We start from the raw sequence: 26,569 nt of genomic DNA, 5'->3' as shown, positions 1-26,569 counted from the left end.
TGGTTCTCTCAGTCGCGCATTTCGCGGCCAGTCAGGCGCAGGAACACATCTTCGAGATTGGCCGGGCGGTGCAGATAGCGCAGGCCGGGCATGGTGTGCGTTTCTGCCTGTGCGCGCAGCGCAGCCACCAGCGGCTGCGGATCGCGTGCGTAGCAGAAGAGCGTCTCGCCGCTGATTTCCACGCGGTCGGCCAGCGGCGTGAGCAGCGTGCGAAGGGCGTTGAGATCGTCGCCGTAGACCTCAACAACGTCGCAGCCGATTTCGCGTGCGATGAGGTCTTGCGGCTTGCCTTGCGCGATCTTGCGGCCGTTGTCGATCACGCAAAGTTCATCGCACAGGCGCTCGGCTTCTTCCATGAAATGCGTGGTCAGCAGGATGGTCTTGCCGGCGGCGAGCAGTGAGCGCAGGCGTTCCCAGATCAGGTGTCGAGCCTGCGGGTCGAGCCCCGTGGTGGGCTCGTCCATGACGAGGATGTCGGGATCGTTGATCAGGGCGCGCGCTACCGTCAGCCGCCGTTTCATGCCGCCCGAGAGGGCGCGTACAGGAGCATCGGCTTTCTGTTCGAGACGCGCGAACTCCAGCAAGGTGGGGATGCGCTCGCGGATGGTCGCGGAAGACAGGCCAAAGTAGCGACCGAAGATGCGCAGGTTTTCGGAGACGGAGAAGTCTGGATCGAGATTGTCGAACTGCGGCACCACGCCCACGCGCATGCGTGCACGATGTGCGGCTTCCGGGACAGGCTCGTCGCACAGTCTCAGGCTACCCGCATCGGGCATCGTCATGCCGAGCAGCATGCGCAGCGTGGTGGTCTTGCCGGCGCCGTTGGGGCCCAGCAGGCCGAAGCACTGGCCGCGCCGAACGCTGAAGCTGAGGTTGTCGACGACAGTCTGTTCGCCGTAACGTTTGCGCAGGCCTTCGACGCTCAGGATCGGTGTGCTGCCCACGCCAAAACCCTCTTGCTCGTATCGCACATTGCCTCCGTTGCAAAACGCCGATTATGCGCCGGCATTCGCATATGCGTATGAGGGGAATGTGCAGTCGTATAGCGCCGCTCTCAGGCAACAAAAAGGGCCAGGCAAACAATGGCCTGGCCCGAGCTTGCAGCACGCGCATCGCTGCGCGCTTGGGGGTTACTTGGTGACGGCGTTACCGACCACGCCACCCAGTGCGGCACCACCCAGCGTGGCGCCCGGACCGCCCCAGATGGCCGCCCCGGCGACACCACCTGCGGCTGCGCCTAGCGCGGTATTGCGCTGCTTTGGCGTCATGTCCGCGCATCCGCTGACGGATGCCAATGCGGCCGCCAGAATCAAGGATACGAAGGCACGCATAACAAACTCCTTTTGTCGTCTGTGTACCTGCATTCAAGGTCACGCATGCCGGTATGTGCAGGTCAGGTTGCCTGAAAGGTTTGTCAGCCGATTCCCACACCTTCAGCGCGCCTTGGGAAGACAAAGTTCCCGCCGGTGATCAGGCCTTGGCAGGCTTTGGCTGACGCTCGTACTTGAACTCCGGTAGTGCCTTGATGGCGTCCTTGGTAGCGCTGGGCAGCACGATCCTCCCCTGATCATAGTGGAACTGATTCACAGGAATGGCCACGTCATGACGGCCCACGCCAACAAAGCCGCCCGCGCCGACGATAGCGAACGAGACGGCGTTCTCCGGTGCCACGATCAAGTCCTGCACATTGCCGATCTTCTCGTTGGCCTCGTTATAGACAGCCTTGCCGAGCACCTGCTTCTTCACACTCACGCCCTTGATGACGGCATCGAGTTCGGTAACGGATACACCTAGCGCGGCATGGCCAGCGACTTGCGCGAAGGCCAGCGGCGCGGTGGCAATGGATGCGGTAGCGATCAAGGCAGCGGTGAGACGTTTCATCGTGACTCCGTGGTCTGGTGAAGGATGCGGTTCACTCTAACGCGCACATGGCTGGTGCCGCAGGCGAGGGTGTCCGAAACGCCTGTAGGACAAACGGGTGATGTCAGGGAAATCGGCATCGCGCCCGGCTACACTGAAACGCCCGGCATATGCTGGACGTGTTCACCGATCTCAGAGGGAGTAACCGACATGATGACTCTGGAGCAACTTGGCGTTCTGCAACGATCACAGCTTGAAACCTGGATGGCTGTCACCGAAGAGGCGGTGAACGGCGTCAACCGCCTGATCGGGCTCAATTTGCAGGCCATCAAGGCCGGCCTTGACGAGACTGAACACTGCCTGCACGACGCCACCGGTGCGCAGGACGCAGGCGAATGGTGGAACGCACAAGCCCGCTATCTGCAACCGTCCGGCGAACGCGTCTCCGGCTACACGCGCAATTTTGTTGAAATCGGCGTCGAGACGCAGAACGGGATTGCTCGCGCATTGCAGCGCCACGGTGACGAAGTGCGCCGCCAATGGGGCTTCGTCGCAGAAAACCTTGTGGACGCCGCGCCTCCTGGCGCCGAGGCTGCCGTGAACTTCTTCAAGGCATCGGTCGGTCTGGAAGTCGCTGCTGCAGAGGCGGCCGAGGATGCGGGCGCGGGCCGAATCCTGACCCCAAGTGACGTTGCCGCCAGGAACGGCACCGCACGCTGAGGCTCCTCTATACGGGTGAGATGCGTCGGCGTGGGCCGACAGTCATTTCGGCACAGTCCTACAAAACGGCACGGACGGAGGTCGATACTCCGTCCGTGCGCGCTTTTCTACACTTCCTGCATGCCTATCAACATGTGGGAGGTTGTCATGTCCTATCTCGTTGCGTGGCTCTTGGGTGTTCCCGCGCTTGTGTTGCTGGTGATCTGGCTCTTCGTGCATTGACACGGGGCTGGGCCTATCCAATACGACCCGGAGGACATATGACGTTCCGAGACGACTGCAAAATCGAGGTATCTGCCTATGAACTCTCGCCGCAAGCGTGGCGCGCCGAAGTGAGCATCCTTCGCGCCAGCAACGGTGAGACCCTGTTAGCCCGTACAACGGTGCGCGAATCGGCGAACACATATCGGAGTGCCGCCAGCGCTCTGGAAGCCGCGCGAGCGTATGCCGAAGCGATGATCGCCTCGGGCCAGTTCGACTGCAGTTCCGCCGTGGGCTAGAGGCGGGGACGCTTGCGTGCGATGTGGCGTTACGTTCTGTTACGAAATCGCCAGCGCCGTATCACCTGTGTCAGTGGCTCTGAATACAATACAGATACCGTATTCCGCGCCGGCTATGGACTCGCCCGGCGCTCATGCAGCAGGTGATGACGATGATTCGACGCAATGTGCTGTGGATTGCAGGTGCAGCCGCACTGGCAGTGCTGGCCGTGCCGCAGATGGCGTCGGCGCACGTGAGCGTCGGCATTGGGTTTGGCGTGCCGGTGGCGCCTGTGTATGTGGCACCCGCGCCGGTGTATTACCCACCGCCGCCGCCGGTTTATTACGCGCCGCCCCCGCCCCCGGTGTACTACGCCCCGGCGCCCGTGTATTACGGTCCGCCCGCTTATGGCCCGGCGCCGATTGTGGTGGGCGCTGGCTGGTACCGTTGGGGACCGCGCTATCGCTGGTACGACGGCCGTCACTGGGGCCACTGGCGGTAAGCGGCATGCCGGCCAAGAGAAAGGCTCCTTCGGGAGCTTTTTTCTTTGGCGGTACGTATACGCCGTGGCACGGCATCTGCGTCTGTCTGGATGACGGGTACGCGCGCAACCAGCCCCGTGACAAAGCACCGCGGTGCAGAACTGGTGGCTCGCTCACCTGGTCGCTATGACGTCCGCGTGAACAACGTGGACACGTGTGCCGCAGCGGTGCACGTCATGTTCGCAGTGTCATGACCGAAGGAGTCCTCATGCAAATCACCACGCAACGCTTTGCAACGCGCACCCTGGTTGCAGCCGCAAGCGGCTTGACGCTGGCGCTGAGCGCGGCGGTCGCGCACGCCGGCTCGATCGATCCGTATCAGCCCGCCCACAAGGTGAGCCGCGCCGATCCCTATACCGACGGTGCCAAGGTAAGCCGCACAGACCCCTATACCGACGGCGCCAAGATGGGGCGTGCCGATCCATATACGGACGGCGCCTGCTCGGACCGTCAACCGTAAAGGGTCGGCGGCAGAATCGCTGCCGCATCGCAACATCAAGCCCGGGCGATACCCGGGCTTTTTCTTTGCGCATCTTTCTGACGCACGCCGCGGGTTAAGGTTGGCTGCGCTGGGGCGCAGCCAACGCTGGCGTACCACGCAGGCGGAACGATACTCAACGATACTGCAAAGCAGGAATGTATCGGCTCTTTTGCGTCTTTGGTGCAGGATCATGCGATGGAAGCGGTCGTTACCGATGGCATACTTTTGCCTGATACGGGCTTTACGCAGCCCTTGCGCCTTTTCATTACAACCACCAAGGAGAACACCATGAAAACGAAACCGTGCCTGTGCCAGGACGATGTCACCAAAATCCTGGACGCTGCCGAGAAAGAAGCGCGCGCGCACCAATGGAACGTGACGATTGCCGTGGTGGACGATGGCGGCCATCTGATGGGTCTGCGCCGCATGGACGGCTGCGCCACCATCTCGGCGTACATCGCCCCGGAAAAGGCGCGTACGGCAGCGCTGGGCCGTCGCGAGTCGAAGATCTACGAAGACATCGTCAACAACGGTCGCATCTCGTTCCTGTCGGCGCCGCATCTGCAAGGGATGCTTGAGGGCGGCGTGCCGGTGATGGTAGAGGGCGTCTGTGCCGGCGCGGTGGGTGTGTCTGGCGTGAAGTCGACGGAAGATGTCGTGATCGCCAAGGCGGGTATTGCCGCGGTGAACGTGATCTGCTGATACGCAGTCACGCAAAAAGAATCAAAACAGGGAGGGCGCGGCGGAGGTCGCGCCCTTTTTGCTTTGGGCACACGGTCGAAGAAAAGAGCGACTTGGCTGGCTGTTGTCTGGCAGACGGAAGCCGCCGCTCACCAATGAACGCGCGCGTTTCATCGGGTAGCAAGCCCTCGTTTGCCAATGCGAAATGACGATGGCTGGCTACGGCCGAAAGTCTCCTGAGAGAGCCGTCCCCACAAAAGCCGGTGCGTGCTGCAGTGTTACTTGGTCAGGATCAGCTTGCCGAAGCGCGTCACGCGCAGCGTGTAGATCGCGCCGTTGTGGCGGATGGCTACGGCGTTCTGACCGGCAAAGAGTTGTTCGGACGCCATCACGCGCGTGTCGCTGATGGTGGCGGCGGCATCCGAAGCGGCGTCGGATGCTGTCGACGCAGACGACGTTGCGGGCGCGGCATCCAGGCCGGCGGGGCGCTTGCGCGCCACGATGACGTGGCGGCGACGGGTCACAGTACGTCCTGCGTCTTGGTGTTCGGCAGCATTCATGGCGATGTCCTGGCGGGCGGGAAACATGGGCTGAGGTGTTGGCTGGCAGAGTGCCTCCAGCGAATGCCAGGTAGATTAAATGAGAATAGTTATCATTACAAGTGTGATCTGACGACGTGCAGGTTCGGCCCGAAAAACAAAACCGGGCGCGTAGCCCGGTTGCGTGGAGGTGCTGTGAGTCTGGATGCGCTGGTGCGAAAAAAACCGTACGAGAACGGGCGACCAGGGCTACGAGGTGTGTGGGGCGTTAGTGCTGTGGCTCCGTGACAAAGCCGATGCGCGAGAGGCCACCGCGCTGGATGGAAGCCATCACCTGCGCCACACGCTCGTAGCGCACGTTGCGGTCAGCGCGCAGATGCATTTCCGGTTGCGGCTGCTGCTGCGCGGCCTGGGCGATGTCGGCTTGCAGCGTGGCCTCGTCGACCGGCTGGTTGTTCCAGAACACCTGGCCGTCCGCGTTGATCTCGACGTTCACGCTTTGCGGCTTGGCGTCGTCGGGTTTGTTGGACGCGCGCGGCAGGTCAATCTTGACCGCGTGGTTGATCACCGGAATGGTGATGATGAAGATGATCAGCAGCACCAGCATGACGTCGACCAGCGGCGTCATGTTGATTTCGCTCATCACCTCGTCATCGTTGTCGAAAGATCCGAAGGACATGGTCTCTCCTTACTGCTGCTTGACCGCAGTTAGGCGCACGCCGGCGTCATCACGCGAGGCGCCTGGGCGCAGACGCGCGCCCGTCACGAAATAGGCGTGCAGGTCGTGCGCGAACCGGTTGAGCTTGGCGATGATGGCCTTGTTGCCGCGCGTGAGCGCGTTGTAGCCCAGCACCGCCGGAATGGCCACGGCCAGACCGAAGGCCGTCATGATGAGCGACTCACCCACGGGGCCGGCGACTTTGTCGATGGTGGGCACGCCGACGGCGCCGATCCCGAGCAGGGCGTGATAGATGCCCCACACCGTGCCGAACAGACCGACGAACGGTGCGGTCGAGCCGACCGATGCCAGCACGGCTAGGCCCGATTGCATTTGCCCCACGGCCTCATCGATGGCGCTCTTGAGCGAGCGCGTGATCCAGTCGGAGATGTCCATCACATCATGCAACTGCGGCTGGCTGGCGCGGTGGTGCTGCGCGGCTTCCCGGCCCGTTTGCGCGAGCGCGTGGAACGGGTTGTCCTTGGGCGAGCCGAGCGTCTGTATGGCGTGATCGAAATCGTCCGAGTGCCAGAAACGCTTTTCAGCGCCTTGTGCCATCGACTTCAGACGCACGATGTCCCACGCCTTGGTGAAGATGACGATCCACGAGGCGAGCGACATGATGAGCAGCAGAATCGCCGTGGCGCGGGTGACGATATCGCCTTGGGTCCAGAGGTGGGAAAGGCCGAGTTCCTGCATGATGAATGTCCTGAATTGAGCGAGAGGCTAAGCGAGAGGCGGAATCGAATTAGTTATCGAGCTTGAAGACGAACGGCTTGCTGGCCACCACGGGCACGGCGCGGCCGTTCTGCTTGTAGGGGCTGCACTTGATGGCACGCGCGGCATCGGTGGCGGCGCGGTCCAGGCGAGGCGAGCCGGACGACGACGTGACCGCAACATTGGTGACCTCACCGGCCGTGCCGATGGAAATCTTGACCATGGCGCGGCCTTCCTCGCCCATTTTCTGCGACATGCTGGGATAGACGAGCGGCGGCTCGCTGCACTGGATGTCGTTGATGCCGACGCTGATCGGACCGGACGAAACGGGGGCCGGCGCGGGCGCTTGTTCAGGGGCCGGTGCCGGCGGCGCGGGCGGTGCGGCGGGCACCACGGGGGCGTTGTCCGATGGCGGGAGCGTGGGCGTCGGCATCGGCGTGGGCTTGGGTTGCGCGACCGGCCTGACGATGTTGACAGGCTTGGGCGCCTCTTGCTTGACCGGCTGCTGCTTGGGCGGCTCCGGCTGCCTGATCGGCTGAGGCGCGGCCGGAATGATGTGCGCCTGGATTTCCAGCGGTTCTTCGACAGTCGGGCGCGGTGCGATCAGGCCAAGGTGAATCAGCATCAGCACGCCCGCGTGCATCAACAGCACGACCACGAGAATCTTGAGAGTACGAGGGTGAATCATCAACGACCGGGAATCGAAAGCAGAAAAAGGAATGCGATGCGATGGTGGTGGGATGACCAACGAAAGCGGCGCAGCGTCAGCGCTTGCCGAAGACGATCAGTGAAATCCCAATGCTGATGAGCAGACTCAGGAGCAATTCCATGGCGCCTAGCGTTGAAGCCGGCGGGGTCGCCGCCAGCGTGATAGGTATTGTAGGCCCGCAACTGCAACAGTGTTGCGACAACCGAGCACGGTTAGCGTTCAGCCTATTGTGTCGATAGGTGAAGTATAAACGATAATGATTCCTATTTGCATGAAAATTGCCTGTCTTTCGTGGGGTACAAATCACGTCCAGACGACTGATGGCATGAAACTGCCTGTGCAGGCGGTTGGCGATTCCGGGCGCGGTTGGCTCGCAACTTGCAAAGACACGGGTCCTCCCGGGGTACGCTGTGTGCGCAAACGCGCTAGGATGAAAAGCATTCAAACACGGTGACCGGCCGGCCAACCGTGAAACGGGGAAGAAGGGGGCGACCATGGATGAAGCCAACCTCAACATGGACGACGCTGACGACGATGGCACGTTCGTCCCCACGGGCGGCAGGCAGCCGCAGGCGCTGCTGTTGTCCTCGCTCGATTCCATGTGCGCACAGTTTGCGTTGCGCACGGTCTGCACGATGGGACTGCGCTTCAACCTGCGCACCAATATCAACGACATCCTCACCGTTTGCGCGCCGGAGCTGATCTGGCCCGTCACGGTCATCCAGCGCCTGCAGCGCTTTTTGTCTGCGCGCTGCGCCGACATGCCGGGCTGGCGCGCGGTCGGCAAGCTTGACCTGCCCACCTTCATGGACCGCCACGGCCAGTGGAGCAGCGCCTTCGATGAAAGCTCGCTGTTCTATTACCTGGACGAGTACGTCAAGCATCACGCCAAGGACATGTTCACGGTGTTCGGCGCGTCGTGCGATGCGCTGGGCGAGCGGCTCGCCAGCGAGCGTGTCCTGCTGGTCGGCAACATCGACATGCTGGCCCGCGTGCTCGGCCTGCCACCACACGAACGCGCGCTGCTGCTGTTTGCTTCCCTGGTGAAGTACAAGCGCGACCTGCGCGCGGTGATGGTCGACTGCAAGGTCGCGCACAGCCAGGAAGCGTTCCAGTTGCTCGCGAGCCTGGCGGGAGCCAGCACGGCCGAAGTTGCTGCGTCATTGCGGCCAGGTTCGCGGCTGGAGACGCTGGGGCTGATCGAGCCGCCGCTGCCCGAAAACAGCGTCACCGACCTGGGCGATCTGATGCGTATCTCCGACCGCCTCCTGCACGTGCTGCTGGGCGACTACGCCTGCGAGGCCGACATGATGGCCGTCTTCACGCGCCCCGCGCCGTCGACCACGCTGTCGCAGTCCGACTATCCGCATGTGGAAACCGATGCGCGCTACCTCACGGCGCTGTTGGAGAACGCCTCGCAGCAGCGCGCGGCCGGCGTGAACATCCTGCTGTATGGCGCGCCTGGCACTGGTAAGACGGAACTGGCCCGCGTGCTGGCGCGCGACGCTGGTTGCGAACTGTACGAGGTGGATTGCCTCGACAAGGACGGCAACAGCCTCACGGGCAAAGACCGCTATCGCTCGCTGCAGGTGTCGCAGGCGTTCCTGCGCGGGCGGCCCGGCGCGGTGCTGCTGTTCGACGAGGTGGAGGACGTCTTCCCCGGCCCGACGCGCGAGCTGATGAGCCTCTTCGGCCATGAGGAGCCGCGTGGCTCCGTCAACGGCAAGGCGTGGGTGAACCAGACGCTGGAGCAGAACCCGGTGCCGGTGATCTGGGTGTCGAATTCCATTCGTCAGATTGACCCGGCGTATCTGCGCCGCTTCCAGTTCCACCTTGAGCTGAAGGTGCCTCCGCCCACGGTGCGCGAGAGCATCATCCGCAAGCATCTGGAAGGGCTGGAGGTGTCGGACGCTTTCATGGCCAAGCTGGCGGCGCGTAAGACCCTCACGCCTGCGCAGATCGATTCTGCCGCACGCTTTGCGCGCCTGACGCAGCCGGCAATGGAAGAGCCTGCCGAATCCCTGATCGAGCGTCAGCTCGACCACGCCGATCAGGCGATGGGCTTGCGACCGGAGGTGCAAGCGCACCGCGTCGTGACCGAATACAAGCTGGACTATCTGAACCTTGAGACACGGTTTTCCGTCGAGCGCATCATCGAGGCGCTGCGCGCGCGGCGACGCGGCACATTGTGTTTCTATGGGCCGCCGGGTACGGGCAAGACGGTGCTGGCCGAGCATATCGCGGCGCAGCTCGACATGCCGTTGCTGATTCGCCGCGCGTCCGACTTGATGAGCAAGTACGTCGGCGAAACCGAGCAGCAGATCGCGGCGATGTTCTCGCGTGCCGAAGAGGAACGCGCACTGCTCTTGCTCGACGAGGCGGACAGCTTCATGCAGAGCCGCCAGGGCGCGGTGCGCAATTACGAGGTGTCGGAAGTCAACGAGATGCTGCAGGGCATGGAGCGCTTTGACGGCATCTTCATCTGCACGACCAATTTGTTTGATCGGATTGACGAGGCGGCGCTGCGGCGGTTTGCATTCAAGATCCGCTTCAAGCCGCTGGTGCGTGCGCAGCGCGAGCAGATGTTCATTGCCGAGGCGCTGGGGGGCAAGGCGGAGGCACTCAAGCCTGTCTGGCGCGAGATGTTGGCGTCTCTCGACATGCTCACGCCGGGTGATTTTGCGGTGGTCAAGCAGCAGTCTGTGCTGCTGGGCGAGACGCTTGAACCCGAGGCCTTCCTCGCACAATTGCGGCAGGAGCATTCCATCAAGCCGGAACTGCGCGAGCGGCGCTCCATTGGATTCACACCGCGCTGACGCTTAACGCACATCAAGCGCATGCAGAGGCCGCTGCGCTAACGTGGTCGGCTGGACAGATCTTCAGCCGACCCGATGCCAACCGCCCCCACGCTGTTCTACGAACGCATGCCGCCTGCCGGCGTGGTGTTCGGCTGCCTGCTGCCAGTGCCGTGGGTGGGCGCGGCGGCCGGTCTTCTGCTGGCGCTGGGCCCGTCTGCGGGTTTGCCTGACCGATTTGCTCCGCTGTCGCTCGCGCTGGTTCACGCCTTGGTCGTCGGCATGTTATTGCCGGCGATGCTTGGTGCGCTATTTCAATTGCTTCCCGTGGTGGCCGGTGTGCCTGTGCGCGGCGCGAAATGGGCGTCGCCTTGGGTTGCGCTCTCATGCGTGGCAACGGCATCTGCGCTTGCAACGGGTTTCCTGGGCGCGGACCATCGTGCGTTCGTGCTGGCTGCTTGGTTGGGTGCGCCGCTGTTGGCGGTCCCTGCTGCGTTGATCATCCTTGCTGGCATGCGCGTGGGGCAGACACGCGCAACGCATGCGACGGTGCGGACACTGCGCCGCATCGGTTGGCCCTTGTTGGTCACGCTGGCGAGCGGCGCAACGCTTGGCACGGCATTGGCTAGCGGATGGTTTGCGCCATCGCCCGTGCTGTTGAACCTGCATGTCGGTTGGGGCCTCGGCGGCTGGCTGGCAACGTTGGTCGCGGGCGTGGCGTCGACGGTGTTGCCGATGTTCTGGCAGACGCGGCGTCTACCTGAGCCTTGGCATCGGCTGATGCCGTGGTGGCTGTGGGCGCCACTGACCGTTGGCAGTCTATGCAGCGGTGTGGGTGGCGCGGTGTTCTGGCAGACATGGGGATGGCTCGCCCTGGCAGCGCTGGCGCTGGTGGGCGTGCGTGCAGTGTGCAGCGCGCGTCGCCGGCACGATCCGGGCTGGCGGTTGTGGCTGGCCGCTGCCGTCGCCTGGCTGGTCGTTGCCATGCTGGGGCTGACCGCATCCTGGCTGCCGTCAGACTGGCCCATCACGTGGGAGATCGGCGCGCTGGCCGTCGTGGGCGGTGGGGTGCTGCCTGTCAATGCGATGCTTGGCAAGATCATCCCGTTCATGATCTGGATGCACCTGCGCAGGCGGGTGCCGCGGCATGTGCGGCTGCCGGCCATGCAAACGTTGATCGGTGAGCGGCAACAGCATTGGCATGCACGCCTGCTGCTGCTCGTATTGTTGGCGTTGTTGCTGGTGCCGCTGCATCCTGAGCGGATGGCGGTGGTCGCGGGCCTGCTGTTCGCGCTGTCGCACGTGTGGCTGGGTGCGATGCTGTGCCGGGCGCTGCTGACGTTTCGCCGTGTCTCGCGAGCGTTTGCGCCCGCTTGACGGAACGCAAAACCACATTGGCTGACAAGTCGCAGACTGGCCGCCATGACACAGAACGCTTCCCCCATTGAACTCGTGGCGCCCGCCGGCAGCCTGGCCGCGCTCAAGGCCGCGGTGGAAGCCGGGGCCGACTCCGTCTACCTCGGCTTGAAGAATGCGACCAACGCGCGCAACTTCGCCGGCCTGAACTTTACCGAGAGCGACATCCGCGCCGGCGTCGAATTTGCGCATCGGAAAGGGCGCCAGGTGCTGTTTGCCATCAACACGTTTCCGCAGCCTGGCCGTGCCATCGAGTGGCGCATGGCAATCGATGCTGCCTACATGCTGGGCGCCGATGCCGTGATCCTGGCCGACCCCGGGCTGATGGCCTATGCATGCGAGCGCTATCCCAACCTTCGGCTGCATCTATCCGTGCAGGGTTCGGCAACGCATGCCGATGCCATCGAGCTGATGCGTGAGCAGTTCGGCATCCACCGCGCCGTCCTGCCACGCGTGCTGACCTTGACCGAAGTCGAACGTGTAATCCAGCAGACCTCGGCGCAGATTGAGGTGTTCGGCTTTGGCAGCCTGTGCGTGATGGCTGAAGGGCGTTGCCTGCTGTCGTCGTATGCCACGGGCGATTCTCCCAATAACAAGGGCGTGTGTTCGCCCGCGCATGCGGTGCGCTGGGTGGAGCGCGACGGCAACCTGGATGCACGCCTGAACAACATCATGATCGACCAATACGCACCCGGCGAACCGGCTGGATATCCGACGCTGTGCAAGGGGCGCTTTCTCGTCGACGGTGAGGTCGATCACGCGCTCGAAGAACCCACGAGCCTCAATGCGCTCAGTCTGTTGCCCAGGCTGCTCGCCATGGGTGTGTCGGCGATCAAGATCGAGGGGCGCCAGCGCAGTCCGGCGTACGTTGCGCAGGTGGTGGCCACATTGCGCGCCGCATTGGATGCTGCACAGGCGGACCCGGCGCGCTTCTCGGTCAAGCCCGATTGGCAGGCCGCACTCGTGCGCCACGCAGAAGGCGCGCACGTCACGCAAGGTGCGTTTGATCGGCCCTGGAAATAGAAGGCACATCATGTCCTACGAAATTTCGCTTGGTCCGCTGCTGTACTACTGGCCGCGGCTACAGACGTTCGACTTTTACGCAGAAGTGGCCGCTAGCCCTGTCGACATCGTCTATGTGGGCGAGACGGTTTGCAGCCGCCGCCACGAATTGCGCGCGGACGACTGGCTCGATATCGCCGCCATGCTGCGCGAGGCTGGCAAGTCGGTTGTGCTGTCGACGCGCACGCTCATCGAAACCAGTGCCGAGGCGCAGGCGTTGCGCAAGCAGTGTCAGCAGGACGTCTGGATGGTCGAAGCCGGCGAGCTTGGCGCCGTGCGGTTGCTGAACGGTCGGCCATTCGTTGCCGGGCCGCATTGCAACGCGTATCACGGCGCGACCCTGGCGTGGCTGGCTGGGCTGGGCGCGGTGCGTGCGGTCATGCCGCTGGAGATGAGCCAGGCCACTCTGGCCGATCTGATGCGCGAGAAGCCGGCCGAGTTGGGGATCGAAGCGATGGTGTGGGGACGCTTGCCGCTGGCATTTTCCGCACGCTGCTTTACGGCGCGGCACTTTCGCCTCAACAAGGACGACTGCGGATTCCGCTGCATCGAGCATCCCGATGGCCTGGCGGTGCGCACGCGCGAAGGGCAGGAGTTTCTCGCCATCAACGGTATCCAGACGCAATCAGGGCAATGCCTCGACATTCTCGATCAGGCGCCCGCGCTGTCTGCGCTGGGTGTGAAGGTGTTGCGTGTCAGCCCGCAATCGCGAGGCACGCTGGACGCCGTGGCAGCACTGGATGCCCTGCGCCTGGGCCTGCCTGTGCGGGACGTGCAGCCGCCGGAGGGCATTGGGCGCTGCAATGGCTACTGGCATGGGCAGTCCGGTATTGAATGGCTGGAGATGCCGCAATGACGCGCCTGCGCCCACCCGAAGTCTTCGTTCGCATGGCGCGCAGCCTACCGGTGCCGCTCACATCGTTCCCCTTTGTGATGGGGCTCGATCTGGCCCGCCGCCTGTCTTGGCTGACGCCGCCACCGGAGTTGGACGGGCGGCGCTTTGCCATCACCGTGGAGGACCTGGGCTTGCGCGCCTGTTTTTGCTGCCGCGGTGGAGCGTTCCACATGTTTTCTGCGTCAAGCTCCGAACCTGAGTTGGAGTTGCGTGCAGGCATGGGCGATTTCGTTGCGCTCATTCGCGGCACTGCCGACGCGGACACGCTGTTCTTCCAGCGCCGCCTCAAGATTGCGGGCGACACGGAGCTTGGGCTGATCGTCAAGAACTGGCTCGATGCGGCCGCACGCCCGGCGTGGCTTGCACGCTGGCAATCGCGGTAGGGAGAGGGGCGCCATGTCATCACGCGCGTTGCCCCTCGTCTATGCCTGCTCGGGTTGTTCGAGCGTGGCGCAAGCGGCAAACCGCCTGGCCGTGGATTTGGACCGTGCAGGCAGGGCAGAGATGTCTTGCATCAGCGGTGTCGGCGGCGGGGTTCGCGCGCTCGTCAAGACAGCACGCAGCGGGCGGCCTATTCTCGCGCTCGACGGTTGTGCACTGGCGTGCGTCAAGGCCTGTCTGGCAACGGCGGGCGTGGCACCGGACGTTCACCTCGTGCTCAACCAGTGCGGCGCCAAGAAGCGTTATCACGCTGATTGCAGCGACGATGAATTGAGTGCTGCCGCCGCGCTGGTGGATGATGCCGTCAACACGCTCAAGCATCGGCTCGACACCGCAGGCGATTGACCTGCGTCGAGCTTCTACTGTTATCCCGCGATGAGCTGACGCTGCAACGCCGTGGTGTTTTGGATCACGACCTCGCGGCCTTCCACGCGGATCAACCCGTCGCGAATCAACTGTCGCAGCGTGCGGGAAAGCGTGGCCGGTGCCAGCCCAAGCTTGGACGCGACCAGACTCTTGCTGCATGGAAACCGCGTGCGATCAAACTTGCGCGGCAGCGAGAGCAAATACCCGATCAGCCGTTCATTGGCGCTTTGCAGGTTCACGGTTTCGATGTCGCACATCAGCGTGTGCAGGCGGGTGGACAGCCCCGTCAACATCTGCCGCGCCAGGCGCGGATGCACGTGGAGTGCATCGTCGACGCCGCGCTTACCGATCCAGACAAGCAGGCTGTCTTCCATGGCTTGCGCATCTGCCGCGTGGGGGCGGTTCAGAAACATGAAGGGCTCACCAAACCACTCGCCGGGCCCGAAGAACTCGATGACCTTGCATTGGCCGTGCGCCCCCGGCAATACGAGTTTGATCGCACCGACCACCACGACATAGAAGCCATCGGCGTGGTCGCCACGGCGAAACGCGAAGTCGTGCCGCGACACGCGCACTGCGTGGCTGTCGCGCGCGAGCAAGGCAATGTCATCGTTGTCGAAGTCCAGGAACAGTGGGCTGTGCTTGAGCAGATCGCCCACATTGAGGGGGTCTTGCATGGTGTCACCGGCAACAGAAAGAAGAAAAGCTGGCAGCCAATGCGCGCTGAGTGCTCTCGCTGGGCAGCGTGATGGCCGGGGTTCCGGGGGCACTTCGGTAGGCTTGTAGTGCGTAGTGTTTCACGCCGCGCCGGCTGAGGTTTTGCGCCAGCGCAAGAAGTTGCGGTTCCGGCAACCAGTCGGGGTGCCATGTCGTGCGGCATTCGAATGCGCCGCCGTTCTGCAGCAGAAGATCCAGGCACGCATCGACCGGCGCTGCGCTGCCGCGGCGGCCCGTGAGCGCGTCGTAGTGCGGTGCGCTGGTCTTGATGTCGAGCCCCACCCAGTCCACCTGCGGCAGTACGTCGGCCAGGCGCGCCGGATAGATACCGCCGGTGTGCAGGCCAATCTTGTAGCCGAGCGCCCGCACGTCGCGTATCAGTTGCGGCAGGTGCGGCTCGCTCAGCGGTTCACCGCCCGAGAAGACCACCGCATCGAGCAGGCCCTTGCGACGCTGCAGAAAGGCGAAGACGTCGTCCCAATCCAGCGTGCGTGTCCGGGTCTGTAAGTGCGGGTTGTGGCAGTAATGACAGCGCCACGGGCAGCCGGCCACGAACACCACCGCCGCAAGCTGCCCGGGCCAGTCGACGCTGGAAAAAGGTGCCAGGCCGCCGATGGCCGGCGGCGGGCAGTGCGGTTGCTCAGCGGGCGCGGTCTTCAACGAAGAAGCGGCGTTCACGGAATTCCCCTTGCTTGCCGATATTGAATGAGCTGACGGGCCGGTGATAGCCCATCACGCGGGTCCAGACTTCGCAGCGCGTGCGCTGGCTGTCGTCGAGTGCAACGGTGCGGTTGGTGGTTTGTGCAACGGTGGTCATACGGAGGCTCCTTCGTGATGGAGGTGGGTGGAAGAACCTGGGGTGCCGGCCCCTGTGCAGCCGCACTTGCCGTGGGGCTGCTGGGCCAGCAGATCTGCATCGCATTTCGGACAGAACGTGTGATGGCCGGACAGATAGCCGTGCTTCGGGCAGATCGAAAACGTCGGGGTGATGGTGATGTACGGCAGGCGGAAGTTGGCCAGCGCGCGGCGCACGAGTTCCTTGCATGCCTGCGGCGATGAGATCGCTTCGTTCATGTACAGGTGCAGGACCGTGCCGCCCGTGTACTTGCTCTGCAGTGCTTCCTGGCGCGCCAGCGCTTCAAACGGATCGTCGGTGTAGCCGACGGGCAACTGGCTTGAGTTGGTGTAATACGGCTGCGCTGCCGTGCCGGCCTGCAGGATGCCAGGCCAGCGCTTGCGGTCTTCGCGGGCGAAGCGGTAGGTAGTGCCCTCTGCGGGTGTGGCTTCAAGGTTGTACAGGTGCCCCGTCGCCTCCTGGAATTCCGTCATGCGCTGACGTACGTGGTCGAGCAGGCGCACCGCCATGGCATGGCCGAATGGCGTGGTGATGTCGTCGGCATCGTGTGTGAAGTTGCGCACCATTTCGTTGATGCCGTTCACGCCCAGCGTACTGAAGTGGTTGCGCAGCGTGCCCAGGTAGCGGCGCGTGTATGGATACAGCCCCTGATCGATCAGCCGCTGCACGAACTTGCGCTTGACCTCCAGCACATCGCGGCCGAGGGCGAGCAGCGTGTCCAGCCGCGCCAGCAGCGCTGCCTCATCGCCCGCGTAGAGATACCCCAGTCGTGCGCAGTTGACGGTCACGACGCCGATGGACCCGGTCTGCTCAGCCGAGCCAAACAACCCGTTGCCGCGCTTGAGCAGTTCGCGCAGGTCAAGCTGCAGGCGGCAGCACATCGAGCGCACCATGTGCGGCTCCAGATCGGAGTTGAGGAAGTTCTGGAAGTAGGGCAGCCCGTAGCGCGCCGTCATCTCGAACAGCAACGTTGTGTTTGGGTGCTCCCAATCGAAGTCCGACGTGATGTTGTAGGTCGGTATCGGGAACGTGAACGCGCGGTCTTTCGCATCGCCGGCCATCATGACCTCGATATACGCGCGGTTGATCATGTCCATCTCGGGCTGGAGATCGCCATAGGTGAAGGGCATCTCTTCGCCGCCGATGTAAGGAACCTGTTCGCGCAGGTCGGCCGGGCAAGTCCAGTCGAACGTGAGGTTGGTGAACGGCGTTTGCGTGCCCCAGCGGCTGGGTACGTTCAGGTTGTAGATCAGTTCCTGCATGGACTGCTTGACCGCGGCATACGACATCGCGTCGCGGCGGATGAACGGCGCCATGTAGGTATCGAACGAACTGAACGCCTGCGCGCCGGCCCACTCGTTCTGCAGCGTGCCCAGAAAGTTGACGATCTGCCCGATGGCTGCGGACATATGCCGCGGCGGCGTTGCCTCCACCTTGCCCGGCACGCCGTTGAATCCCTCCGTCAGCAACTGCCGCAACGACCAGCCTGCGCAGTAGCCCGAGAGCATGTCGAGATCGTGGATGTGGAGGTCGCCCTCGCGGTGCGCCGTGCCCGCTTCGGGGCTGTAGACGTGCGAAAGCCAGTAGTTGGCCGTGACCTTGCCCGCCACGTTCAGGATCAGGCCGCCCAGGCTATAGCCCTGATTGGCGTTGGCGTTGACGCGCCAGTCGCGCTGCTCGAGGTACTCCTCCATCGTGCTTTCGACATCGACCAGCGTGTGCTTGAGCGAACGCAGCCGGGCGTGCTGTTCGCGGTAGACGATGTAGGCGCGCGCGGTGCGCCAATAGCCGGCGTCCACCAGCACCTCTTCCACGCAGTTCTGGATGATTTCGATACCTGGGCAGGGGAGCGGCGCAAGATGTGCAACCACGCCTGAGGTCAGGTGCTGCGCCTCGATGGTGTCGAATTCGCCGGTGGCCTGGCCGGCTGCGGCGATGGCCTGTCGGATCTTCTGCGCATCGAACGGCGCCAATGAACCGTCGCGCTTGGTGACTTGCCCAGTGACCTGTGTGCCCGTCATGAGGTACTCCATATAGTGGTATGGAGTCAGACTAGCACTACATATTGTGGTCTGTGAGCCTTAAAGACCTGGATCTTTGAATCGCTTGACCCCGGTCAACCGGGGCCGGGGCCGATGCACTAGCCGGGTGTCCCGGTCAGTCAACGATGAATAGTCGAGCGCCCTTTTTGGTGGTCGACTGATGGGCTTCGGCATCGTCGCCCACCTGATAGCTCATACCGGGCGTGAGCGTGAACGTGCGGCCGTCTTCCAGTGTGGTTTCCAGTTCGCCGTCAAGGCAGAACAGGATGTGGCCCTTCTTGCACCAATGGTCGGCCAGGTAGCCAGGCGTGTACTCCACCATGCGCACGCGGATGCGGTCCGACTCGTCGCCAAAGTAGCGCGTGCGCCAGATCGCCATGCCGGTTTCGCCGGCATGTTCGGTAGGTTCAACGGCAGACCAGTCGGTTGTGCCGAAGGCGAAGAGCGCCATTTTCATTGCAGGGCTCCGGTGGTGACATAAGCCCATGATGCTATCAGCGGCATACGTGGTACAGGCGTCGCTTTTCATGTGCTCGAAACAGCGCTTGTTGGTATGCCCCGACGGCATTGCGTGTCGCTCAATAATCCGCTTCGCACTGCCCAATTCCAATGCTCATGCGGCGTCGCAGCAGGGTGTCAACGGCGCCATATCGATGTATGCAGAAATTGCATGGTGCTATGCAACATCGACATAACGATCGCCATGCGCTTCTCTAATATCGTCGCTTTTTACAAAGCGTGATGAACTTGGGCCAGCCCTTGGCCCCATGAGATCCGCGTCTGTCGCGCGCCGCCTTCCGGCCACGGTATTCCTTGGAGAAAGTCTTGAACACCAAACGTCTGACCTCCCACATTGGGCTGGCAATGCTGCTGGGCATTGCCGTCGGCTGGGGTTGCCACGAATACGCCAAGGACGCTGCGGCGGCCAAGGACATCGCTTCGTACTTCAGCATCATCACCGACATCTTCCTGCGCATGATCAAGATGATCATTGCGCCGCTGGTGTTCTCGACCCTGGTGACGGGCCTGGCAAGCATGAGTGGCGGCCGTTCGGTGGGCCGCGTGGGCCTGCGCGCGATGATCTGGTTTGTGTGCGCGTCGGCCACGTCGCTGGCGCTGGGCATGCTGCTGGTCAACTTCTTCCAACCCGGCATGCACATGAACCTGGCGCTGCCGGATGTGTCGGCCACGTCGGGCCTGAAGACGGGTGACTTCACCCTCAAGGCCTTCATCACGCACGTGTTTCCGCGCAGCATCGTGGAGGCCATGGCCACCAACGAAATCCTGCAGATCTTGGTGTTTTCGCTGTTCTTCGGCGCCGCGCTGTCGACGATGAAGAATCCGATGGACAGTGTGATCGGCCGTGGCCTGGAAGAACTGACCAAGCTGATGTTCCGCATTACCGACTACGTGATGCGCTTTGCACCGCTGGGCGTATTTGCCGCCATGGCCGCTGCGATCACGGTGGAAGGCGTGGGCGTGCTGTGGACCTACGGCAAGCTGATCGGCGAGTTCTACCTGGGCCTGGCACTGCTGTGGGCGATCCTGTTCCTGGTGGGCTATGTGTTGCTGGGCCGCTCGCTGGGCCGTCTGCTTGGGCTGATTCGCGAGCCGACGCTGCTGGCGTTCGCCACCGCAAGCAGCGAATCCGCTTACCCGAAGACGATCGAGGCGCTGGACCGGTTTGGCGTGCCCAAGCGCATCTCCAGCTTCGTCCTGCCGCTGGGCTACTCGTTCAACCTGGATGGCTCGATGATGTACCAGGCGTTTGCGGTGCTGTTTATCGCGCAGGCCTACAACATCGAGATGAGCTTCACGCAACAGGTCACGCTGCTGCTGGTGCTGATGCTCACGAGCAAGGGGATGGCCGGCGTGGCGCGTGCATCGCTGGTGGTGGTGGCGGCCACGCTGCCGATGTTCCATCTGCCCGAAGCCGGTCTGCTGCTGATCATCGGGATCGACCAGTTCTTCGACATGGGCCGCACGGCAACCAACGTGATCGGCAACAGCCTGGCCACGGCCGTGGTGGCAAAGTACGAGCCGGCAGAAGACGAAGTGGCGGCGGACGTTGCCGAACCGGCAGTGCAACCGACGGTTGGCTGACATTCAGCCAAGATGACAATGCGCCGCCTTTCAGGGCGGCGTTGTCCTATTCGGGCGGCGTTATTCGGGCTGGGAAGCGAGCGACACCGCGACGGGGCTCAGGGGCGCGTCGCCAATGTCGACCCGCTGGGCCATTGGCGCCTCTCCGAGCAACGCAGCCACCATGGCTTGCAGCGGAAGCACATCGCCGGTGCTCATGAAGCATGGCGTTGCGGCTTGGCCCGATGCCTGCAATCCCGCTGCCGCGAGCGTGCGGCCCAGATGGCGCGCGACGGCGTGTCCGGTGTCGATCAATGTCAACCGGTCGCCCGCAATCTCATGGATGGCATCTTCCAGGAAGGGGTAGTGCGTGCAGCCGAGCACCAACGTGTCGGCATTCGCATCGAGCATCGGTTGCAGATAGGCGCGCAGCAGTTCCAGCACCGCGGGCGAGTGGGTATCGCCGCGTTCGATCAGAGGGACGAGGCCGTAGCCGGGCTGGCTCAGCACCTTGCAATCGCCAGAGGCACCCGCCAGCAGGCGCGCAAATTTCTCGCTACGCAGCGTGCTTTCGGTCGCGAGCACGCCGACCACACGGCTCTTCGACGTCGCAACTGCCGGCTTTAAGCCCGGCTCGACGCCAATCACCGGCACCGCGAGCTTTTCGCGCAGCACGTGCACGGCCTGCGCTGTGGCGGTGTTGCACGCGATCACCAGTGCCTTGCAGCCCTGGTCGACCAGCCATTCGCACACACGCAGCGTGCGATCGGCAATGTACTCGGGAGATTTTTCCCCGTACGGGGCATGGCGGGAATCCGCCAGGTAGAGAAGCGATTCGGCCGGCAGTTCGGCGCGAATCGCGCGCAGGACGGAGAGCCCTCCGAGGCCGGAATCAAAGACCCCGACCGGTGCCTGCGCGCGTGTCGTCATATTGAATGTGAATGAACGGATCAGCCCGCTGCGACCGGAATCTTGCCGATCTTCGCTTGCCATTCCGCCGGGCCGGTCTTGTGGACCGACGTGCCCGAGCTGTCCACGGCCACGGTGACAGGCATGTCCTTCACGTCAAACTCATAGATGGCTTCCATGCCAAGGTCTTCGAACGCCAGCACCTTCGAGCCGCGGATGGCCTTCGACACCAGGTACGCCGCGCCGCCCACGGCCATCAAGTAAGCCGACTTGTGCTTCTTGATGGACTCGATGGCGACCGGGCCGCGCTCGGCCTTGCCCACCATGGCGATCAGACCCGTCTGGGCGAGCATCGTCTCGGTGAACTTGTCCATGCGCGTGGCCGTGGTCGGGCCTGCCGGGCCGACAACCTCATCGCGCACCGGGTCGACCGGGCCGACGTAATAGATCACGCGGTTGGTGAAGTCGATCGGCAGCTTTTCGCCCTTGGCGAGCATGTCGGCGATGCGCTTGTGTGCGGCGTCGCGACCCGTCAGCATCTTGCCGTTCAGCAGCAGCGTCTGGCCGGGCTTCCACGAGGCAACTTCTTCCGGCGTGAGCGTATTCAGGTCGACGCGCTTCGACGTTTCCGTGTTCGGTGCCCACTCGACCTTCGGCCATTGCGACAGGTCCGGCGCTTCCAGTTTGGCAACGCCGCTGCCGTCCAGGGTGAAGTGCGCGTGGCGCGTGGCGGCGCAGTTCGGGATCATGGCAACCGGCAGGTTGGCTGCGTGCGTCGGGTAGTCCAGGATCTTCACGTCGAGCACGGTGGCCAGGCCGCCCAGGCCTTGCGCGCCAATGCCCAGCGCGTTGACCTTCTCATACAGCTCGATGCGCAGTTCTTCTGCGCGGTTGCTGGGGCCGCGGGCGATCAGGTCTTGAATGTCGATCGGCTCCATCAGGGCTTCCTTGGCCAGCAGCATGGCCTTTTCAGCCGTGCCGCCAATGCCGATGCCCAGCATGCCCGGCGGGCACCAGCCGGCGCCCATGGTCGGCACGGTCTTGAGCACCCAGTCGACGATCGAATCCGACGGATTCAGCATCACGAACTTCGACTTGGCTTCGGAGCCGCCGCCCTTGGCCGCGACGATCACGTCCACTGTGTCGCCCGGCACGATCGACATGTTGATCACGGCCGGGGTGTTGTCCTTCGTGTTGGTGCGTTTGCCAGCGGGATCAGCCAGCACGCTTGCACGCAGCTTGTTGTCGACGTCGTTGTACGCGCGGCGCACGCCTTCGTTGACCATGTCTTCCAGGCTCATCGTGGCGCCGTCCCAGCGCACGTTCATGCCGACCTTCAGGAACACGGTGACGATGCCGGTGTCCTGACAGATCGGGCGCTTGCCTTCGGCGCACATGCGGCTGTTGGTCAGGATCTGCGCGATGGCATCCTTGGCCGCCGGGCTCTGCTCCTGCTCATAGGCGCGGCCCAGAGCAGTGATGTAGTCCATCGGGTGGTAGTAGCTGATGTACTGCAGCGCGTCGGCGACGCTCTGGATGAGGTCTTCTTGACGAATGACGGTCATGGTGGGGGACCAACGTATAGGAATGAAAAGCCGGTGCGGCAGGGCAGTGGTCGGTGACCTTCACTCCCTGCCTGTGACCTGGACGGCGGGCGCCGCAGGCTCAAAACAGCCTAAGATCATACACCCAATGTCGGGCGCGGATTGTCCGAGCGCGTTCGTCGGAATCGCTGCGCCAACAAGGGCACAGCGTCAATGTGCGTCGGCAGCCTCGCCGTGCGGATGCGCGTGCGAAACGATGCGGTCCACCCAGGCCATCACCAGCGCAGACACCAGGAACGCTACGTGGATCACCACCTGCCACAGGATCGTGTGCGTATCTTTCTGGGCAGCGTCGATGAACGTCTTGAGCAGGTGGATCGACGAGATGCTGATCAGCGCCATCGACAGCTTCACCTTCAGCACCCCCGCGTTGACGTGGTCCAGCCACTCGGGCTCGTCTTCATGGCCCTCGATGCCGAGCTTGGAAACGAAGATGTCGTACCCCCCGATGATCACCATGATCAGCAGGTTGGAGATCATGACCACGTCGATCAGGCCCAGCACGGCCAGCATGATCTTGGTTTCGTCCAGGTCGCCCAGGTGCGAAACCAGGTGCCACACCTCGACGACGAAGAGGTACACATACGCTGCCTGGGCGATGATCAGCCCCAGGTAAAGCGGCAGTTGCAGCCAGCGGGAAAAGAAAATCAGGCGCGGAATCGGGCGCAGCGGGGCGATGGGCGACTTCATGGGTAGGACGGGCGAGTGGTCGAAAAACCGCGCGATTGTAACGGTCCGTGATTGCGGAATCGCTTACTGGAAAACGCGAGTGACGCGCTTCATTCCCGATCCAACGACGGATCGAGCGGGTCCAGCGGATCGGCCACACGGCCGCGCTGTCGCCCCCGCTGTATCGGCTGGCGTGGCCGGGCCGGCCGACTGGCCACGAGAATGCCCGCCACCACGCAAGCCAGCGCCACGCCATGCGGCCAGCCCGGCGTCTCGCCCAGCGCGACGACGCCGTAGGTGGCCGCCGCTATCGGCAGCACCGAGGTGAACACGCCTGCAAGGTGCGCCGGCACGTGCCGAATGCCCTTCATCCATAGCCAGAACGAGAAGATGCTGGCCGACAGCGCATACCAAAGCACCAGGCCCCAGATGGGCAGGGGCACACTCGAGACATCGAAGGTGAGCAGCGGCATCAGCCCCAGTGGCAGCATCAGCAGGCCGCCGATCAGGTGCGTGTACGCGCAGATCTCGATAGCGGGCAAGGTTTGCGTCAGCCGCCGCGACAGGATCACGTAGATCGATTCGCATAGCACCGCGCCCATCACCAGCGCATTGCCCAGCAGCGCCTGCGCCGCATCGGCAGGGGCAGCGCCCGAGGATTCGCCCCCACGGTAGGCATTGAGAATGGCGACGCCGGCCACCGCCAGCACCACCGACGCCAGCGTCCGCCCCGAAGGCTTTTCGCGCAGCACCAGCCACGACAGCAGTGCCACCGCGGCTGGAATCGTACTGGTGATGATGCCCGCGGCCAGCGCCGAGGTCAGTCGTACGCCGTTCAGCATCAGCAGCGTAAAACCGAACGTACCAAAGAAGGCCTGGAGGAACAGGTTAGTCCACTCGCCGCGCGTCACGCGGCGCATGCGCGCCGGCTTGTACCACGGCGCCATGCAGACGATGGCAATCAGAAAGCGCAGCAACGCAAACAGCATCACCGGCATGACGGCGACGATCGACTTGCCGAAACCGACGTTGCTGCCGACCAATGCCATGGCAGCAATCAGGAAAAGGGCGTGGACGGGCACAATGAGGAATCAGTGGAAACCGGCACGGGACGCGGCTCTCTTGCCGGCCATGTTGCGCTGCGATGCGTGCCGTAACAGGAAGTGACGCATTATAGTAGTGCCCTTCGCGTCGGCTTGCGGCGCAGAAATGCGTAAGGCTGGAGTCAGGTCAGCCCCTTAGATTCGCCGCAAAACGACTACAGACATCGCTATCAGGAGACACCATGGCTGGCATTGAATCTGTCCTGCAGGAAACGCGCGTGTTCAACCCGCCCGAATCCTTTGTCAAACAGGCAAACATCGCCGGCATGGATGCGTACCGTGCGCTGTGTGCCGAAGCCGAGCATGATTACGAAGGCTTCTGGGCGCGCCTCGCACACGAGCACCTGCTGTGGCACAAGCCCTTCAGCAAGGTGTTGGACGAGTCCAACGCACCGTTCTACAAGTGGTTTGAAGACGGCGAGCTCAACGCCTCGTACAACTGCCTCGAGCGCAACCTTGAGAACGGCAACGCCGACAAGGTCGCCATCATTTTCGAAACCGATGACGGCAAGGTCTCGCGCACCACGTATCGCGAACTCCACGCACGCGTCTGCCGCTTCGCCAACGGCCTGAAGGCGCTGGGCATCAAGAAGGGCGATCGCGTGGTGATCTACATGCCGATGTCGGTGGAAGGCATCGTCGCCATGCAGGCGTGTGCGCGTATCGGTGCGACGCACTCGGTGGTGTTCGGCGGGTTCTCGGCCAAGTCGCTGCAGGAACGCATCGTCGACGTGGGCGCCGTGGCGCTCATCACGGCGGACGAACAGATGCGCGGCGGCAAGGCGCTGCCGCTCAAGGCCATCGCCGATGAAGCGCTCGCCATGGAAGGCACGGACGCTGTCAAGCACGTGATCGTCTATCGCCGCACCAACGGCAATGTGAACTGGGTGGAAGGCCGCGACCGCGCGATGGACGAGGTCGAAGCCGGCCAGCCCGACACCTGCGAAGTGACGCCGGTGAGCGCGGAGCACCCGCTGTTCATCCTCTACACCTCAGGTTCGACCGGCAAGCCAAAGGGCGTGCAGCACAGCACGGGCGGCTACCTGCTGTGGGCATTGCTCACCATGCAGTGGACGTTCGACCTGAAACCTGACGACATCTTTTGGTGCACGGCCGACATCGGCTGGGTGACGGGGCACAGCTACATTGCGTACGGCCCGCTCGCGGCCGGCGCCACGCAGGTCGTCTTCGAAGGTGTGCCGACGTATCCCAATGCCGGCCGCTTCTGGGACATGATCCAGCGCCACAAGGTCAACACTTTCTACACCGCACCGACCGCGATCCGCTCGTTGATCAAGGCCGCCGAAGCGGACGAGAAGGTCCACCCCAAGCAGTACGACCTCTCCAGCCTGCGCCTGCTCGGCACCGTGGGCGAGCCGATCAACCCGGAAGCCTGGATGTGGTACCACACGAATATTGGCGGGGGCCGTTGCCCGATCGTCGACACCTTCTGGCAGACCGAGACCGGCGGTCACATGATGACGCCGCTGCCGGGTGCCACGCCGCTGGTGCCGGGCTCGTGCACGCTGCCGCTGCCGGGCATCATGGCTGCCGTCGTCGATGAAACCGGGCACGACGTGCCGAACGGGCAGGGCGGCATCCTGGTCGTCAAGCGTCCGTGGCCGTCGATGATCCGCACGATCTGGGGTGACCCGGAGCGCTTCAAGAAGAGCTACTTCCCGGAAGAGCTGGGCGGCAAGCTGTATCTGGCGGGCGATGGCTCCATCCGCGACAAGGACACCGGCTACTTCACCATCATGGGCCGCATCGATGACGTGCTGAACGTCTCGGGCCACCGCATGGGCACGATGGAGATCGAGTCGGCGCTGGTGGCGAACCCGATCGTGGCCGAAGCCGCCGTGGTGGGCCGCCCCGACGACATGACGGGCGAAGCCATCTGCGCGTTCGTGGTGCTCAAGCGCTCGCGCCCCGATGGCGACGAAGCCAAGCAGATCGCCAACGAGCTGCGCAACTGGGTCGGCAAGGAGATCGGGCCGATCGCCAAGCCGAAGGACATCCGCTTTGGCGACAACCTGCCCAAGACGCGCTCGGGCAAGATCATGCGCCGCCTGTTGCGCTCGCTGGCCAAGGGCGAGGACATCACGCAGGACACGTCCACGCTTGAGAACCCGGCCATCCTCGATCAACTGAAGGAAACGCGCTAA

The 26,569-nt window shown here is 63.4% G+C and carries 29 protein-coding genes; 13 read left to right on the top strand and 16 right to left on the bottom strand.

Features of this window, described 5'->3' with window-relative positions; all coding sequences use genetic code 11:
- Nucleotides 1-8: 8 nt before the first annotated feature.
- The 3 genes from nodI to BEK68_RS08795 form a co-directional block, all read right to left on the bottom strand.
- On the bottom strand, nucleotides 9-971 hold the full coding sequence (gene nodI, locus BEK68_RS08805) for a nodulation factor ABC transporter ATP-binding protein NodI (RefSeq protein ID WP_012436017.1): 963 nt from the start codon (nucleotides 969-971) through the stop codon (nucleotides 9-11).
- 159 nt (nucleotides 972-1,130) lie between these two features.
- The gene (locus BEK68_RS08800) at nucleotides 1,131-1,331 is read right to left on the bottom strand and encodes a glycine zipper 2TM domain-containing protein (protein WP_004634401.1); all 201 of its coding nucleotides are present in this window, start codon (nucleotides 1,329-1,331) and stop codon (nucleotides 1,131-1,133) included.
- Between the two features lie 139 nt (nucleotides 1,332-1,470).
- Nucleotides 1,471-1,881 (bottom strand): PRC-barrel domain-containing protein, encoded by a 411-nt coding sequence (locus tag BEK68_RS08795; protein WP_012436016.1) that lies wholly within the window; start codon nucleotides 1,879-1,881, stop codon nucleotides 1,471-1,473.
- A 189-nt stretch (nucleotides 1,882-2,070) separates the two neighbouring features.
- Between BEK68_RS08795 and BEK68_RS08790 the strand changes: the two genes are divergently transcribed.
- The 5 genes from BEK68_RS08790 to BEK68_RS08770 all read left to right on the top strand — a co-directional run bounded on the left by BEK68_RS08790 (nucleotide 2,071) and on the right by BEK68_RS08770 (nucleotide 4,785).
- Nucleotides 2,071-2,580: a phasin family protein gene (locus tag BEK68_RS08790; RefSeq protein WP_012436015.1), complete on the top strand. Its 510-nt coding sequence runs from the start codon at nucleotides 2,071-2,073 to the stop codon at nucleotides 2,578-2,580.
- Nucleotides 2,581-2,840: 260 nt separating this feature from the next.
- Nucleotides 2,841-3,080 carry a hypothetical protein gene (locus BEK68_RS08785; RefSeq protein ID WP_004634394.1) on the top strand — a complete coding sequence of 80 codons (240 nt, stop codon included), beginning with the start codon at nucleotides 2,841-2,843 and terminating at the stop codon, nucleotides 3,078-3,080.
- A 146-nt stretch (nucleotides 3,081-3,226) separates the two neighbouring features.
- On the top strand, nucleotides 3,227-3,562 hold the full coding sequence (locus BEK68_RS08780) for a hypothetical protein (RefSeq protein WP_024542460.1): 336 nt from the start codon (nucleotides 3,227-3,229) through the stop codon (nucleotides 3,560-3,562).
- Between the two features lie 248 nt (nucleotides 3,563-3,810).
- A complete protein-coding gene (locus BEK68_RS08775; RefSeq protein WP_004634389.1) occupies nucleotides 3,811-4,062 on the top strand; it encodes a hypothetical protein in 252 nt (83 codons plus the stop codon).
- 309 nt (nucleotides 4,063-4,371) lie between these two features.
- Complete coding sequence (locus tag BEK68_RS08770) at nucleotides 4,372-4,785, top strand: GlcG/HbpS family heme-binding protein (RefSeq protein WP_012436013.1); 414 nt, start codon at nucleotides 4,372-4,374, stop codon at nucleotides 4,783-4,785.
- A 257-nt stretch (nucleotides 4,786-5,042) separates the two neighbouring features.
- On the opposite strand, the gene hemP is transcribed toward BEK68_RS08770, so the two are convergent.
- The 4 genes from hemP to BEK68_RS08750 form a co-directional block, all read right to left on the bottom strand.
- The gene (hemP, locus tag BEK68_RS08765) at nucleotides 5,043-5,324 is read right to left on the bottom strand and encodes a hemin uptake protein HemP (RefSeq protein ID WP_024542459.1); all 282 of its coding nucleotides are present in this window, start codon (nucleotides 5,322-5,324) and stop codon (nucleotides 5,043-5,045) included.
- Between the two features lie 247 nt (nucleotides 5,325-5,571).
- On the bottom strand, nucleotides 5,572-5,982 hold the full coding sequence (locus BEK68_RS08760) for an ExbD/TolR family protein (RefSeq protein ID WP_004634380.1): 411 nt from the start codon (nucleotides 5,980-5,982) through the stop codon (nucleotides 5,572-5,574).
- 9 nt (nucleotides 5,983-5,991) lie between these two features.
- Complete coding sequence (locus tag BEK68_RS08755; protein ID WP_004634378.1) at nucleotides 5,992-6,720, bottom strand: MotA/TolQ/ExbB proton channel family protein; 729 nt, start codon at nucleotides 6,718-6,720, stop codon at nucleotides 5,992-5,994.
- 49 nt (nucleotides 6,721-6,769) lie between these two features.
- Complete coding sequence (locus tag BEK68_RS08750) at nucleotides 6,770-7,426, bottom strand: energy transducer TonB (protein ID WP_012436011.1); 657 nt, start codon at nucleotides 7,424-7,426, stop codon at nucleotides 6,770-6,772.
- Nucleotides 7,427-7,941: 515 nt separating this feature from the next.
- On the opposite strand from BEK68_RS08750, the gene BEK68_RS08745 reads away from it, so the two are divergent.
- From BEK68_RS08745 to BEK68_RS08720, 6 genes are all read left to right on the top strand, one after another.
- On the top strand, nucleotides 7,942-10,263 hold the full coding sequence (locus BEK68_RS08745; protein ID WP_004634374.1) for an AAA family ATPase: 2,322 nt from the start codon (nucleotides 7,942-7,944) through the stop codon (nucleotides 10,261-10,263).
- 75 nt (nucleotides 10,264-10,338) lie between these two features.
- A complete protein-coding gene (locus BEK68_RS08740; RefSeq protein WP_012436010.1) occupies nucleotides 10,339-11,619 on the top strand; it encodes a hypothetical protein in 1,281 nt (426 codons plus the stop codon).
- A 45-nt stretch (nucleotides 11,620-11,664) separates the two neighbouring features.
- On the top strand, nucleotides 11,665-12,681 hold the full coding sequence (gene ubiU, locus BEK68_RS08735) for a ubiquinone anaerobic biosynthesis protein UbiU (RefSeq protein ID WP_004634371.1): 1,017 nt from the start codon (nucleotides 11,665-11,667) through the stop codon (nucleotides 12,679-12,681).
- A 10-nt stretch (nucleotides 12,682-12,691) separates the two neighbouring features.
- Nucleotides 12,692-13,576 carry a U32 family peptidase gene (locus BEK68_RS08730; protein WP_012436009.1) on the top strand — a complete coding sequence of 295 codons (885 nt, stop codon included), beginning with the start codon at nucleotides 12,692-12,694 and terminating at the stop codon, nucleotides 13,574-13,576.
- Nucleotides 13,573-13,998: a ubiquinone anaerobic biosynthesis accessory factor UbiT gene (ubiT, locus tag BEK68_RS08725; protein ID WP_004634367.1), complete on the top strand. Its 426-nt coding sequence runs from the start codon at nucleotides 13,573-13,575 to the stop codon at nucleotides 13,996-13,998. The genes BEK68_RS08730 and ubiT overlap by 4 nt, the downstream gene beginning before the upstream one ends.
- A gap of 13 nt (nucleotides 13,999-14,011) precedes the next feature.
- Nucleotides 14,012-14,401 carry a putative zinc-binding protein gene (locus tag BEK68_RS08720; protein ID WP_004634366.1) on the top strand — a complete coding sequence of 130 codons (390 nt, stop codon included), beginning with the start codon at nucleotides 14,012-14,014 and terminating at the stop codon, nucleotides 14,399-14,401.
- Between the two features lie 20 nt (nucleotides 14,402-14,421).
- On the opposite strand, the gene BEK68_RS08715 is transcribed toward BEK68_RS08720, so the two are convergent.
- The 5 genes from BEK68_RS08715 to BEK68_RS08700 form a co-directional block, all read right to left on the bottom strand.
- Nucleotides 14,422-15,099 carry a Crp/Fnr family transcriptional regulator gene (locus tag BEK68_RS08715; RefSeq protein ID WP_012436008.1) on the bottom strand — a complete coding sequence of 226 codons (678 nt, stop codon included), beginning with the start codon at nucleotides 15,097-15,099 and terminating at the stop codon, nucleotides 14,422-14,424.
- 4 nt (nucleotides 15,100-15,103) lie between these two features.
- Nucleotides 15,104-15,817 (bottom strand): anaerobic ribonucleoside-triphosphate reductase activating protein, encoded by a 714-nt coding sequence (locus BEK68_RS08710; RefSeq protein WP_012436007.1) that lies wholly within the window; start codon nucleotides 15,815-15,817, stop codon nucleotides 15,104-15,106.
- On the bottom strand, nucleotides 15,780-15,956 hold the full coding sequence (gene nrdD, locus BEK68_RS25460; RefSeq protein ID WP_004634363.1) for an anaerobic ribonucleoside-triphosphate reductase: 177 nt from the start codon (nucleotides 15,954-15,956) through the stop codon (nucleotides 15,780-15,782). Before nrdD ends, BEK68_RS08710 begins: the two co-directional genes overlap by 38 nt.
- The gene (locus BEK68_RS08705; RefSeq protein WP_012436006.1) at nucleotides 15,953-18,016 is read right to left on the bottom strand and encodes a ribonucleoside triphosphate reductase; all 2,064 of its coding nucleotides are present in this window, start codon (nucleotides 18,014-18,016) and stop codon (nucleotides 15,953-15,955) included. Before BEK68_RS08705 ends, nrdD begins: the two co-directional genes overlap by 4 nt.
- A 136-nt stretch (nucleotides 18,017-18,152) precedes the next feature.
- Complete coding sequence (locus tag BEK68_RS08700) at nucleotides 18,153-18,494, bottom strand: DHCW motif cupin fold protein (RefSeq protein WP_012436005.1); 342 nt, start codon at nucleotides 18,492-18,494, stop codon at nucleotides 18,153-18,155.
- A gap of 368 nt (nucleotides 18,495-18,862) precedes the next feature.
- Here BEK68_RS08700 and BEK68_RS08695 point away from each other — a divergent pair, with 368 nt between their 5' ends.
- Nucleotides 18,863-20,140, top strand: coding sequence for a dicarboxylate/amino acid:cation symporter (locus BEK68_RS08695; protein WP_012436004.1), 1,278 nt, complete (start codon nucleotides 18,863-18,865; stop codon nucleotides 20,138-20,140).
- Nucleotides 20,141-20,200: 60 nt separating this feature from the next.
- Here the strand turns inward: BEK68_RS08695 and murI are convergent, their stop codons facing one another.
- From murI to BEK68_RS08675, 4 genes are all read right to left on the bottom strand, one after another.
- Entirely contained in the window at nucleotides 20,201-21,049 is an 849-nt protein-coding gene (murI, locus tag BEK68_RS08690; protein WP_012436003.1) for a glutamate racemase, read from the bottom strand.
- A 20-nt stretch (nucleotides 21,050-21,069) separates the two neighbouring features.
- Nucleotides 21,070-22,593 (bottom strand): fumarate hydratase, encoded by a 1,524-nt coding sequence (locus BEK68_RS08685; RefSeq protein ID WP_004634356.1) that lies wholly within the window; start codon nucleotides 22,591-22,593, stop codon nucleotides 21,070-21,072.
- Between the two features lie 189 nt (nucleotides 22,594-22,782).
- Nucleotides 22,783-23,322: a TIGR00645 family protein gene (locus BEK68_RS08680; protein WP_012436002.1), complete on the bottom strand. Its 540-nt coding sequence runs from the start codon at nucleotides 23,320-23,322 to the stop codon at nucleotides 22,783-22,785.
- An 89-nt stretch (nucleotides 23,323-23,411) separates the two neighbouring features.
- Nucleotides 23,412-24,383, bottom strand: coding sequence for a DMT family transporter (locus BEK68_RS08675; protein ID WP_080515826.1), 972 nt, complete (start codon nucleotides 24,381-24,383; stop codon nucleotides 23,412-23,414).
- Nucleotides 24,384-24,586: 203 nt separating this feature from the next.
- Here BEK68_RS08675 and acs point away from each other — a divergent pair, with 203 nt between their 5' ends.
- Complete coding sequence (gene acs, locus BEK68_RS08670) at nucleotides 24,587-26,569, top strand: acetate--CoA ligase (RefSeq protein ID WP_004634351.1); 1,983 nt, start codon at nucleotides 24,587-24,589, stop codon at nucleotides 26,567-26,569.

The sequence above is a fragment of the Ralstonia pickettii genome, assembly GCF_001699815.1.
Classification (GTDB): Bacteria; Pseudomonadota; Gammaproteobacteria; order Burkholderiales; family Burkholderiaceae; genus Ralstonia; species Ralstonia thomasii.
The sequence above is the reverse complement of the archived record's forward strand: the minus strand, read 5'-3'. Positions and strand labels throughout refer to the sequence as shown.

Excerpts from the sequence above, each read along its gene's own strand:
- BEK68_RS08700 (WP_012436005.1), bottom strand. The coding sequence starts at position 18,494 with ATGAAAATGGCGCTCTTCGCCTTCGGCACAACCGACTGGTCTGCCGTT.
- BEK68_RS08780 (WP_024542460.1), top strand. The coding sequence starts at position 3,227 with ATGACGATGATTCGACGCAATGTGCTGTGGATTGCAGGTGCAGCCGCA.
- BEK68_RS08740 (WP_012436010.1), top strand. The coding sequence starts at position 10,339 with ATGCCAACCGCCCCCACGCTGTTCTACGAACGCATGCCGCCTGCCGGC.
- BEK68_RS08800 (WP_004634401.1), bottom strand. The coding sequence starts at position 1,331 with ATGCGTGCCTTCGTATCCTTGATTCTGGCGGCCGCATTGGCATCCGTC.
- BEK68_RS08795 (WP_012436016.1), bottom strand. The coding sequence starts at position 1,881 with ATGAAACGTCTCACCGCTGCCTTGATCGCTACCGCATCCATTGCCACC.
- ubiT (WP_004634367.1), top strand. The coding sequence starts at position 13,573 with ATGACGCGCCTGCGCCCACCCGAAGTCTTCGTTCGCATGGCGCGCAGC.
- BEK68_RS08730 (WP_012436009.1), top strand. The coding sequence starts at position 12,692 with ATGTCCTACGAAATTTCGCTTGGTCCGCTGCTGTACTACTGGCCGCGG.
- BEK68_RS08790 (WP_012436015.1), top strand. The coding sequence starts at position 2,071 with ATGATGACTCTGGAGCAACTTGGCGTTCTGCAACGATCACAGCTTGAA.
- BEK68_RS08685 (WP_004634356.1), bottom strand. The coding sequence starts at position 22,593 with ATGACCGTCATTCGTCAAGAAGACCTCATCCAGAGCGTCGCCGACGCG.
- BEK68_RS08770 (WP_012436013.1), top strand. The coding sequence starts at position 4,372 with ATGAAAACGAAACCGTGCCTGTGCCAGGACGATGTCACCAAAATCCTG.
- BEK68_RS08680 (WP_012436002.1), bottom strand. The coding sequence starts at position 23,322 with ATGAAGTCGCCCATCGCCCCGCTGCGCCCGATTCCGCGCCTGATTTTC.
- hemP (WP_024542459.1), bottom strand. The coding sequence starts at position 5,324 with ATGAATGCTGCCGAACACCAAGACGCAGGACGTACTGTGACCCGTCGC.
- BEK68_RS08785 (WP_004634394.1), top strand. The coding sequence starts at position 2,841 with ATGACGTTCCGAGACGACTGCAAAATCGAGGTATCTGCCTATGAACTC.
- BEK68_RS08705 (WP_012436006.1), bottom strand. The coding sequence starts at position 18,016 with ATGACGGGCACACAGGTCACTGGGCAAGTCACCAAGCGCGACGGTTCA.
- BEK68_RS08750 (WP_012436011.1), bottom strand. The coding sequence starts at position 7,426 with ATGATTCACCCTCGTACTCTCAAGATTCTCGTGGTCGTGCTGTTGATG.
- BEK68_RS08775 (WP_004634389.1), top strand. The coding sequence starts at position 3,811 with ATGCAAATCACCACGCAACGCTTTGCAACGCGCACCCTGGTTGCAGCC.
- BEK68_RS08715 (WP_012436008.1), bottom strand. The coding sequence starts at position 15,099 with ATGCAAGACCCCCTCAATGTGGGCGATCTGCTCAAGCACAGCCCACTG.
- BEK68_RS08760 (WP_004634380.1), bottom strand. The coding sequence starts at position 5,982 with ATGTCCTTCGGATCTTTCGACAACGATGACGAGGTGATGAGCGAAATC.
- BEK68_RS08745 (WP_004634374.1), top strand. The coding sequence starts at position 7,942 with ATGGATGAAGCCAACCTCAACATGGACGACGCTGACGACGATGGCACG.
- ubiU (WP_004634371.1), top strand. The coding sequence starts at position 11,665 with ATGACACAGAACGCTTCCCCCATTGAACTCGTGGCGCCCGCCGGCAGC.
- BEK68_RS08755 (WP_004634378.1), bottom strand. The coding sequence starts at position 6,720 with ATGCAGGAACTCGGCCTTTCCCACCTCTGGACCCAAGGCGATATCGTC.
- nrdD (WP_004634363.1), bottom strand. The coding sequence starts at position 15,956 with ATGACCACCGTTGCACAAACCACCAACCGCACCGTTGCACTCGACGAC.
- BEK68_RS08720 (WP_004634366.1), top strand. The coding sequence starts at position 14,012 with ATGTCATCACGCGCGTTGCCCCTCGTCTATGCCTGCTCGGGTTGTTCG.
- acs (WP_004634351.1), top strand. The coding sequence starts at position 24,587 with ATGGCTGGCATTGAATCTGTCCTGCAGGAAACGCGCGTGTTCAACCCG.
- murI (WP_012436003.1), bottom strand. The coding sequence starts at position 21,049 with ATGACGACACGCGCGCAGGCACCGGTCGGGGTCTTTGATTCCGGCCTC.